Genomic DNA, 10,568 nt, shown 5'->3' with positions numbered 1-10,568 from the left:
GGTGACCACGGCATTTACGCGCGGCGCCGGCATTGAAGGCACAGGGCCTTGTCAACTTGCTGAATTCGGGCGATTGTTAGTATGGCTGTCAATTCCGCAAGAACCGGATGACGGATTTTGGGTGAGATCGGTGAACTGACGCCACGCGGCAAAGCGTTGATCGAGTTGTTTTCGATACAGCGAGGCACGCAGCAGATGTCTTTGAGCGCGAAATGTTGGCGGATCAGCCAGAAGCCAGAAAGAAATTTTCGGGTGCGGTTCGGGGCGCGAAAGCCGCGCAAGCGACGCTCACGTTCACGCGTAGGCTGATGGCTATTTTCAGCGCGATCTTTCAGTCGGGCGGCAGCTTCGACGAACACATTACCTTTGCGGCCGGATGGCTGCGCAACTGATCGGTGACGATCTTGCGTGGCGCGGGGTTTGAACGTGGAACATGCTTGAAACGGCGTTTGGCGGCGGCTTTGTCGCGCCGTTTTTGCAGCAGGATGTCGAACTCGGCTCCGTGCTCGTCGACCGCTCTCCACAGTGAGGTCGGCTGAAAAAAAGTGGACGCCAACATTCCGTCGAATTGAGGAATGGAGGCATTGATGAACCGAATTCCCGAACCCATATACACGAAAGAATTTCGTGAAGAAGCAGTAAAGCTCGCAATGACTGGCGGCGTTAGCGTGTCCGAAGCGGCGCGTGGACTGTCTATTTCGATGAAGACGCTGGCGAACTGGGTTCGCGCGGCAAAGGACGGCAAGCTGGAGAACGTCGGGCAAACCCAGAAGCCACTGACAGAGATCGATGCTGAACTGGGGCGGCTAAAGCGAGAGTTGGCAGAAGTGAAGATGGAGCGCGATCTGTTAAAAAACATCTCAAGGGACGCGCCCCTGCCCGAAGGGCAGAAACTTCGCGGCACAAGTACACTGATGCGCAGCAGGAAGAGCGGCCGTCGAATTATTGGTGATTCATCCCGTTAAAAAACATGGTCCATGGACTGATGCGGACCCAGCATTGGTGACGCCGCCGTCAGGCGATCCCATTCAGGAAGATGATCTACTCCGCTGTCCCGCTCTCTGACCATCACCAGGCGGAGGCAGACATGAAGACGACGAAGTCCCAAGGCGCCACTGCGGCGCATCGATTACGGTAGTGCATCCCTATGCTGCGGCCATCGACATCGGCGCGAAGTTTCATGTGGTCGCAGTTGGACCGGAACGCGACCCGGAACCGGTCCGGTCATTTGGCAGCTTTACGCAGGAGCTTCACCAACTCGCGCAGTGGCTCAAACATATAGGGAGCACAACGATCGCGATGGAATCGACCGGTGTTTACTGGGTTCCCGCTTTCGAAGTGTTGGAAGCGTACGGCTTCGAGGTGGTGCTGGTCAATACACGGGAGGTGAGGAACGTGCCCGGCCGCAAGACTGACGTCAGCGACGCGCAATGGCTGCAGAGGTTACACGCGTACGGCCTGCTGCGGGCCAGCTTCCGTCCCCGGCATGATATCGCGACGTTACGCGCCTATCTGCGTCAACGCGAACGACTACTCGAGTATGTCGCAGCACATATCCAGCACATGCAGAAGGCGCTGATGCAGATGAACCTGCAACTGCATCATGTCGTGCAGGACGTCACGGGCGCTACCGGCATGAAGATCATCCGCTCGATCGTTGCCGGCGAACGCAATCCGGAAGAACTTGCCCGACATCGTGACGTCCGCTGCAAGGCGTCGATCGGAACGATTCGCGATGCCCTGCTCGGTAATTACCAGGACGAACATGTGTTCGAACTGACCCAGGCGCTTGCACTTTATGATTTTTATCAAACACAGGTGGCGCAGTGCGACGCACGTATCGAACTCATACTCCGGCAATTACACGCAAATGCGACGCCGGTGAGCACTCCGTTGCCTGCCGCGCGTCGTCGGAGCAGGCAGTCAAACGACTTCTCGTTCGATGTAAGTGCGGAGCTCTACAGCATGCTCGGTGTCGACCTCACACAGATTCCCGGATTCGGACCTTACCTTGCGCTGAAGCTGGTCGCTGAATGCGGCACAGACATGTCGCGATGGCCGACGGTGAAGCACTTCACATCGTGGCTGTGTCTGGCGCCGGGCAATAAGATATCTGGCGGGAAGGTGCTGTCCTCCAAAACGCGGCGCTCGTCCAGCAAGGCCGCTGCTGCGCTGCGCCTTGCCGCCGTCACCATCGGCAAAACGGACACGGCACTGGGCGGGTTCTACCGACGCCTGTCGGCACGGATCGGCAAGGCGAAGGCCGTCGCCGCCACAGCCCGTAAGGTCGCGGTGCTGTTCTACAACACGTTACGTTACGGGATAGAATACGTCGATCCCGGCGCCGAGTACTATGAAGAACGCTACCGCCAGCGGGTCCTGAACAACCTCATCCGACGGGCCGAGTCGCTGGGCTTTGTACTGCAAGCAAAACCGACCTGAAGGGAAGGAGTTTCTCAGGAAGTTTGCGACGTACTTCGCGAAGGAGTCGCGGTGAAGTACGGCGTAATTGAGCAGATGCTACAACATTACTCCGTGCCGCCGATGTGCTGGTTCCTGGACGTGTCCATCAGCGGCTACTATGCCTAGCGCACACGGCCGCTGTCGCTGGACGCTGAGCAGGAGCTTTAACTCGAAGCACAGGTCCGCGCAGCTCACGAGCGCACCCGACAAACCTTCGGCCCGGAACGGCTACAAAAGGATCTGGCGAACCACGGTGTCCAGATTGGTGTTCACCGCATCAAGCGTTTGCGGGCGAAGCTCGGCCTGCGATGCAAGCAACAGCGCAACTTCAAGGCGATGACCAACTCGACGCACAACCTGCTCGTCGAACCGTACCTGCTGGACCAGGACTTCAAGATGAGCGGGCCGAATGGGGCCTGGTGTGGCGACATCTGTATACCGCGACTGATGAGGGATGGCTGTATCTGCCCGGCCTCGAGGATCGGGTTAGCGGAGAGGTAGTCGGCTACGCGATGAGCGAGCGCATGACAAAGCAGCTGGTATGCAGGCACTGTTTTGTGCTGTCGCGTGGCACCGACCACCGGCCCGTCTGATACAGCACACGGACCGCCCAGTACTGCGCTCACGCCTATCAGAAGCTCCTCAAACAGTTCGGCATGCAGGCGTCAATGAGCAGACGTGGAAATTGCTACGACAACGCACCCATTGGATCATTCTGGGGCTCACTGAAAAATGAACTCGTCTATCATGGCAAGTTCGTGATCCGCAATCAGCCCGGAAAGAAATCACGGAATACATCAAGATCTCTTATAACCGGCAGCGCACACAGGAGCATCTGGACAATCGTTCGCCGGCCGCTTCCGTGCAGCGATTCCATTTGAGTAAAATCGCGGCTTAACCCGTTGGCGTCCACGGATTCCGACCGACCTCACCCATCCGAACAAAGCCCTGGCGGTGCGCCAGCGGCACTTACCTCACGGTGTCTTCCACGCGAATACAGGCGACGCGTGTGGCATTGGCGCCATGCGTGATGAGCTGCGGAGCCTCCCTGGCGCAGGCTTCGATGGCATCCGGGCAGCGCGTGCGAAACGCGCAGCCGGAAGGCGGACTGAGCGGCGAGGCAATCTCGCCGCGCAACAGCAGGTGACGCCGCGCGCGCTCCACGGCCGGATCGGGCACCGGCACGGCGGAGAGCAGCGCCCGCGTGTACGGATGACGCGGCATGCCGTACACCTCGCGCTTGTCGCCGAACTCCATCACACGGCCCAGATACATCACCAGCACGCGGTGGCTGATCGCTTTGACGACAGCCAGATCGTGCGCGACGAACAGCAGGGACAGCGACAGTTCGCGTTGCAGATCACGCAACAGGTTGACGATCTGCGCCTGGATCGAGACGTCGAGCGCGGACACCGGCTCGTCGCAGATCACCAGCTGCGGCTCGCCGATCAGCGCGCGCGCAATGCCGACGCGCTGACACTGGCCGCCGGAAAACTCGTGCGGATAACGGCGCAAATGCTGCGCGTTAAGTCCAACGCGTTCGAGCATGGTCAAGACGCGCCGCTGTACGTCGGCCCGCGCGATGTCCTGGCCGTGCGTCGTCAACGGTTCCGCGACGATCTGTTCGATCGTCATGCGTGGATCGAGCGAGGCGAGCGGGTCCTGGAAAATCATCTGCACGTCGCGGCGCAAACGCGACGTATCGCGGCGCGCGCCCGGCAGCACGGTTTCGTCGCCGAGCCAGCGCACGCTGCCGCTCGCCACCGGCGCGAGTCCGATGATGGCGCGCGCGAGGGTCGACTTGCCGCAACCGGATTCGCCGACGAGACCCACGGTTTCGCCGCGCCGCACGTTGAACGACACGCCGTCCACCGCGCGCAGCGTCGCTTTGCCGGACCATGGGAAGCCGCCACGCGGCACGCCGAATTGCACCTTGAGATTGTCGACGCGCAACAGCGTTGCCGCGTCCTGGTTGGCGAGAGCTGTGGTGTTCATACGTATTGTGCCTCGAGTATTTCCCCGACCGGACGATGACACGCGCGCAGCGCGTCGGCGTGACCCGCGGCCGCAACGAGGGGCGGGCGCGCTTCACGGCAGCGTTCGGTGCAGAAGCCGCAGCGCGGCGCGAATGCGCAGCCCGCGCCGACTTCGCCGGGCAACGGCGGGTTGCCCGGAATGGTTTGCAGCGGACGGTCGTCGTCAGCGTCGGTCAGACGCGGCAACGCGTTCAGCAGGCCGAGCGTGTACGGATGCGTCGGTGCGGCGAACAGGGTGGCGGCGCTCGCCTGCTCGACGGTCTGGCCGGCATACATCACCATCACGTCGTCGCACAGGCCGGCCACGACACCCATGTCGTGTGTGATGAGGATGATCGCCGTGCCGCGTTCGCGATTCAGTTCGCGCAACAGCTCGATGATCTGCGCCTGCACCGTCACGTCGAGTGCGGTGGTGGGCTCGTCGGCGATCAGGATTTCGGGTTCGGAGAGCAGCGCCATGGCGATCATCACACGCTGCCGCATGCCGCCGGAAAACTCGTGCGGATACATATTGATGCGGCGTGCGGCGTCGGGGATTCGCACCGATTCAAGCGTTTCGATCGCGCGGCGGCGCGCTTCGCGGCGCGACATCTTGCGATGCAGTTGCAACGTCTCGGTCATCTGCCGTTCAATTGTCAGGAACGGGTTGAGCGAGGTCATCGGGTCTTGAAAGATCATGCCGATGCGGTCGCCGCGAATCCTGTTCAGCGCCGCTTCGTTCATGGTCAGCAGGTTTTCGCCGCGATAGGTCGCGGCGCCAGACACTTTGCCGTTGCCGGCCAGCAGGCCCAGCAACGCCATCACGGTCTGACTTTTTCCGGAACCCGATTCGCCGACAATGCCGAGCGTGCGGCCCGCCTCGAGAGAAAACGACACGCCTTGCACCGCGTCGACGGGTGCGCCCTCACGACGCGTAAAGCGCACGCTGAGGTCTTTGACTTCGAGTAGCGGCATGTCAACGGTCCTTCGGATCGAATGCGTCGCGCAAACCGTCGCCGACGAAATTCACGCAATAAAGCGTCACGCACAACATCACGGCCGGGCACAGCAGCAGCCAGGGCATGGATTCGAGCTTTTGCGCGCCGTCCTGGATCAGCACGCCCCAGCTCGTCATCGGTTCCTGCACGCCGAGGCCGAGAAACGACAGCACCGATTCCGTCAGCACGATGTTTGGCACCGTGACGCTCGCATACACGACGACCACGCCGAACAGGTTCGGCACGATGTGGCGCGCGATGATCGAACGCGAACTCACGCCGATCGCCTTCGCGGCGTCGATGAATTCGCGCGAGCGCAGCGACAGCGTCTGGCCGCGCACCACGCGCGCCATGTCGAGCCAGGAGAACGCGCTGATGGTGAGCACGACCAGATAGAAGGCGCGGCCAAACATCGTCATCATGAGGATGGCGATCAGCATGTAGGGGATCGCGTACATCATGTCGACGATGCGCATCATTACCGCGTCGACGCGTCCGCCCAGATAACCCGCCGTCGCGCCGTACGCGACGCCGATCAGCCCGGACACCAGCGTGCCGAGCAGGCCGACTTCGAGCGACACGCGCCCGCCTTGCAGCGTGCGCGCGAGCAGATCGCGACCGAGTTCGTCGGTGCCGAACCAGTGCATGTTTTGCAGCGTCGGCGGCAGGCTGATCGCGCTCCAGTCGCTATCAATGGGACCGTTCGGCAGAAACCACGGACCGGCCACGCAGACGATCACGATCAGCATCAGCACGACGAAGCCGACGAAGGCCGCGCGATTTCGCACGAAGCGCCACGCGGCGGTAGCGAGCGGGCCGCGCGAACGCGGCGCCTTCGCGATGGCCGTGAGCGGATCGAGCGCCGCGGCAGTCGATTGAAGAGAGCGGGGCATGGATCAGTACCGGATGCGCGGATCGAGCCACGCATAGGCGAGGTCGACCAGCAGATTGAACAGCACGGCGATAGCGGTCGTCAGTACGACGAGACCGAGCACGAGGGTGTAGTCGCGATTGATCGCGCCGTTGACGACCAGTTGGCCGAGGCCCGGCAGCGCGAACACCGACTCCGTGACCACTGCCGCGGTGATCGACGAGATGCAGATCGAGCCGAGCAACGAGACGACCGGCATCAGCGCGGGTTTCATCGCGTGGCGCAAGACGATCGTGCGCCCTGGCAGACCCTTGGCGCGCGCCGTGCGGATGAAGTTGCCCGACAGCACTTCGATCATGCTGCCGCGCATCACGCGGGCAATCGCGGCAACGTTGATGATGGTGAGCAGCACGATCGGCAGCACGCGGTAGCGCCACTCGCCGTCGCCCCAGCCGCCGGCCGGCAACCAGCCGTGTCCTTCGGAAGTCTTCAGCAGGATCGCGAAGATCCACACCAGCACTGGGCCCAGCACGAAAGGCGGCACCACGTTGCCGATATTGCCGAGCACCATGACGAAGTGATCGACAAAGCGGTCGCGGCGCACCGCGGCAATCGTGCCGAGCGCGACGCCGATCACGAGCGCGATCGGCACCGACACGCCGCCCACGCCGAGGCTCACCGGCAGCGCCTTCCACACCAGATCGTTGACGGACCAGTCGGCGTATCGGAACGACGGCCCGAGGTCGCCGTGCAGCAGCGCGCCGAGGTAGTGGAGATATTGCAGCCACAACGGTTCATCCAGGTGATACCTGGCGTTGAGGTTGGCGAGCACGGCCGTCGACAGTTGCTTCTCGGTGTCGAACGGGCCGCCGGGGGTGAGATGCAGCAGCAGATAGCACGCGGTGATCACGGCGAGAATCGTCGGGATCGCCCAGAGCGTGCGGCGCAGCGTATAGGCCAGCATGACGGTGCTCCCGCGCTTAGTGCTTCATCAGATACATGTCTTGCGTGGCGCGCTGGTCGAGGTAGTTGGTCGGCTTGTAGCCGCCCACGTACGACTTGACCAGCCGGTCGGCCGAATACTGGAAGAGCGACACCACAGGGTAGTCGTTCATGGCCAGGTCGTGCGCCTGTGTGAACAAGGCGGTGCGCTTCGCGTCGTCGAGTTGCTGGTTGCCTTCGTCGATCAGTTTGTCGACTTGCGGGTTGCAGTAGTGCTGGTCGTTCTGGACGCTGTTGCAGCGGATCAGATCGAAAAACGAGTTGGCGTCGTTGTAGTCGACGAACCAGCCGTCGCGCGAGGCTTGTACTTTGCCGTCGTGGCGTTGCTTGAGCAGCACCTTGTACTCGACGTTTTCAAGCTTCGCGGTCACGCCGAGCTTGGTGCGCCACTCGGAACTCGCGAACAGCGCGACCTTCTTGTGCAGGTCGTTGGTGTTGTAGGTGAGCGTGAACGTCAGCGGCTTCGCGTCCGAGTAGCCCGCGGTCTTGAGCAGGTTGCGCGCGTAGTCGATGCGTCTGGGCATCGGCCAGCTCGCCCACTCCGGCGTGAAGACGCCCGAACCTTGCGTACCCTTGGCGATCAGGCCGTACATCGGCACTTCGCCGTCGGCGGTCAAACGTTTGGTCAGCAGATCACGGTCGAGCACCATGGCGAGTGCCTGGCGCACGCGCTTGTCCTTGAAGGCCGGGTCGTCGTTGTTCAGGCTGTAGTAGTACGTAGCGATTTGCAGGCCGGTTTTCAGCTCTGTGCCGAATTGCTTGCTGACCTGCGCATAGACGCCTGACGGTATCGAATACGTGTAGTCGAATTGGCCGGCCTGATACATGCGCATCGCCGTTTCGTCGTTTTCGATCGGCAGGTAGGTCACTTTTGTAATCACGACCTTGCTGTTATTCCAGTACGTCGGGCTTTTGGTGGCCACGAGGCGGTTGCCCGGCTGCCAGTCGGTCAGCGCATACGGCCCGTTGCCCACGAAGTTGCCCGGACGGGTCCAGTCGCCGCCGAACTTCGTCACGGCCGCGCGATTGACCGGGGTCATGGTCGCCATTGCCGTCAACTGCGGGAAGAACGCGGCGGGCACTTCGGTCGTGACTTCGAGCGTGTAGGGGTCGACGGCGCGCACGCCGAGGCTCGTTAGCGGCGCCTTGCCGGCGAGAATCGCCTTGGCGTTCTTCACGAATTCGACCAGCACCGTGTATTTCGAGCCCGTTTTCGGATCGAGCACGCGTTGCCACGAATAGACGAAGTCCGCCGCGGTGACAGGCTGGCCGTTGCTCCAGCGCGCGTCGTGGCGCAGTTTGAAAACCCATGTATTCGGCCCGCTGCGCGACCACGACTCGGCGACGCCCGGCACGATCGTCCCGCTCGCGTCCATGCGCGTCAGACCTTCGAACAGGTCGAGCCCGATCGTGTTGCCGGTCCATGATTCGATATGCGCGGGGTCGAGCGATTCCGTTTCGCCCGGCACCTGGCGGGTCATCTCCTGGCTGGCGGCGAGCGTCACGCCCGGAGGCACCGTAACGGCGAAAGCGGAAGGGGCAAATGTGAGGACGAGCGCGGTCAGCGCCGTTGCGTAGACGAACGGGGTTTTCATCGGTTGAGATCGCAGGAAAGGTCGAGAGAGAAACGCGCTGGCGCCCGGGCGCCTGTTTAGCTGCGTTGCTCGGGCCAAGGCGGCCCTTGTTGCTTGTCCGACATGCAGGATTCCTTACATCAAGTAATGCAGGCAATCCCTGGCCGGTTCGACCGGATAAGGTGCCTGTTTCCTAGAACAGTCTTGGTGTGCCCACCCAGACGACCACCGACTCGATACGCGCGGTGTTCACCCAGCTGTGCGGCACCGTCGATTCGTAGTGCGCGCTGTCTCCCGCGTGCAACACGAACGTCTTGCCTTCCAGCGTCAACGACACTTCGCCGTCGATCACATACATAAACTCTTCCCCGGCATGCGTGGTGACTTCAGAGCGCTTCTGCCCTGGCGGCATCCTCACGAGGATCGCTTCGAGCTGACGGCCGCCCGTCACGTTGGTCAGCCGCGCAAACAGGTTGGCCGAGTCCGCAAAACCGAAAAACTTCAGCTGATCGCCCCGACTCACGCAGCGTTCCTCGCTGGGTGTGTCGACGAAATACTGCACCGTGACCCCGAGTGCGTGGGCGATACCGGCCAACGAAGTGATGGACGGTGACGCCAGCCCACGCTCTACCTGCGACAAAAACGGCTTGGAAATCCCCGCTGCGGTTGCCGTGTCATCCAGCGTGCGCTTGAGCCGTTGCCGCAGCGCGCGGATCTTGCTGCCGATTTCTAATGACGGATTGCCTTTTTGAATTGTCGTGACCATAGCAGGAGGAAATTAGCCCGTCAAAAGTTCTCTGGAAGTAACCCAAGAGTGTCGAGTTTTCGCCCAAATTTCTCGGCTTGAACTTACCGTTCGTAGGTGTCTATCCACATTTGCTTGAGTCTATTCAGTTCGTCTATCTGTTGCTTGGTGTAGATATCTGGTGGTATGGCTTGCACGAGCCAGTCGATCACATTGCTTTCGATCAGGTCCTTTCGATGCGGGGTGCTGTTCGTGGATTCGTTTGACGGACAGGTTGATCGACAGCTTTTGCCCGTCTGGCCAGATGATATTTCGCTTTCTCGCATTTAGCGTCGCCTTGTCCAACTTATCCCACACCATGTCCATAATTTGATCAGACACAGGATCTTCGGGTATGTCGGACCAGCCGAATGATTCATCGACCCGGAAGCGGTCCTGCCAGCGCTATTGTAGTCGTTTGAACATGGCGAAAGCATACCACTTGGACGCATCGTCCGGTTTCGTCGCAATAGCGATGCTGCGGTAAAGTGCGGGTTGCCAAAACTGTGAGAGGGGTTCCGTCGCATTAACGCAGGCAGGATAAGCAAAGGCGATATGCGACTTGACCTGACGAACCTTGATGGGCATCTCGCGCTCGGCATTCACCGCGTTAAGCGCGGCCAGATTGGAGCCGCTTTTGTCGATGGTCACCGTCTCGGGCAAACCGTTCTGACCGATTGCCTTTTCGAAGAAGCGCCGCGCAGCAGGCATGTCCCGCCTGGCTCTGAACAGAAAGTCAATGGTATTGCCCGCCTTATCCACCGCGCGGTAAAGATATTTCCACGAGCCCTTGACCTTGATATAGGTTTCATCAACCCGCCAGCTCTTGCCGACCGGACGCTTGTACTTGCGAAATGTCTT

General features: G+C 61.1%; 7 protein-coding genes and 4 pseudogenes. 3 read left to right on the top strand and 8 right to left on the bottom strand.

The features are described 5' to 3' along the window. Positions 1-51: 51 nt before the first annotated feature. Positions 52-538: pseudogene (locus tag F759_RS41565) on the bottom strand (DDE-type integrase/transposase/recombinase); the annotation flags it as partial. Positions 539-587: 49 nt separating this feature from the next. On the opposite strand from F759_RS41565, the pseudogene F759_RS39145 reads away from it, so the two are divergent. From F759_RS39145 to F759_RS44535, 3 genes and pseudogenes are all read left to right on the top strand, one after another. Then, positions 588-860 (top strand): annotated as a pseudogene (locus F759_RS39145) (transposase); the annotation flags it as partial. Between the two features lie 277 nt (positions 861-1,137). Further along, positions 1,138-2,442 (top strand): IS110 family RNA-guided transposase, encoded by a 1,305-nt coding sequence (locus tag F759_RS0131690; RefSeq protein WP_244438968.1) that lies wholly within the window; start codon positions 1,138-1,140, stop codon positions 2,440-2,442. Between the two features lie 15 nt (positions 2,443-2,457). Next, positions 2,458-3,361: pseudogene (locus F759_RS44535) on the top strand (IS3 family transposase); the annotation flags it as partial. Between the two features lie 71 nt (positions 3,362-3,432). On the opposite strand, the gene F759_RS0131675 reads toward F759_RS44535, so the two are convergent. From F759_RS0131675 to F759_RS39135, 7 genes and pseudogenes are all read right to left on the bottom strand, one after another. Then, positions 3,433-4,458: an ABC transporter ATP-binding protein gene (locus F759_RS0131675; RefSeq protein WP_027803376.1), complete on the bottom strand. Its 1,026-nt coding sequence runs from the start codon at positions 4,456-4,458 to the stop codon at positions 3,433-3,435. Continuing rightward, on the bottom strand, positions 4,455-5,453 hold the full coding sequence (locus tag F759_RS0131670) for an ABC transporter ATP-binding protein (protein ID WP_027803375.1): 999 nt from the start codon (positions 5,451-5,453) through the stop codon (positions 4,455-4,457). The genes F759_RS0131675 and F759_RS0131670 overlap by 4 nt, the downstream gene beginning before the upstream one ends. A gap of 1 nt (position 5,454) precedes the next feature. Then, entirely contained in the window at positions 5,455-6,369 is a 915-nt protein-coding gene (locus tag F759_RS0131665) for an ABC transporter permease (RefSeq protein WP_027803374.1), read from the bottom strand. 3 nt (positions 6,370-6,372) lie between these two features. Further along, the gene (locus F759_RS0131660) at positions 6,373-7,311 is read right to left on the bottom strand and encodes an ABC transporter permease subunit (protein ID WP_027803373.1); all 939 of its coding nucleotides are present in this window, start codon (positions 7,309-7,311) and stop codon (positions 6,373-6,375) included. A gap of 16 nt (positions 7,312-7,327) precedes the next feature. Next, positions 7,328-8,944, bottom strand: a complete 1,617-nt coding sequence (locus F759_RS0131655; protein ID WP_036025719.1) for a peptide ABC transporter substrate-binding protein — start codon at positions 8,942-8,944, stop codon at positions 7,328-7,330. A 172-nt stretch (positions 8,945-9,116) separates the two neighbouring features. Next, positions 9,117-9,689 carry a cupin domain-containing protein gene (locus F759_RS0131650; protein WP_027803371.1) on the bottom strand — a complete coding sequence of 191 codons (573 nt, stop codon included), beginning with the start codon at positions 9,687-9,689 and terminating at the stop codon, positions 9,117-9,119. Between the two features lie 579 nt (positions 9,690-10,268). Beyond that, positions 10,269-10,568: pseudogene (locus tag F759_RS39135) on the bottom strand (IS6 family transposase); the annotation flags it as partial.

The sequence above is a fragment of the Paraburkholderia dilworthii genome, from assembly GCF_000472525.1.
Classification (GTDB): Bacteria; Pseudomonadota; Gammaproteobacteria; order Burkholderiales; family Burkholderiaceae; genus Paraburkholderia; species Paraburkholderia dilworthii.
Note: the sequence above shows the minus strand (reverse complement) of the source record. Positions and strands in the feature narration are given on the sequence as shown.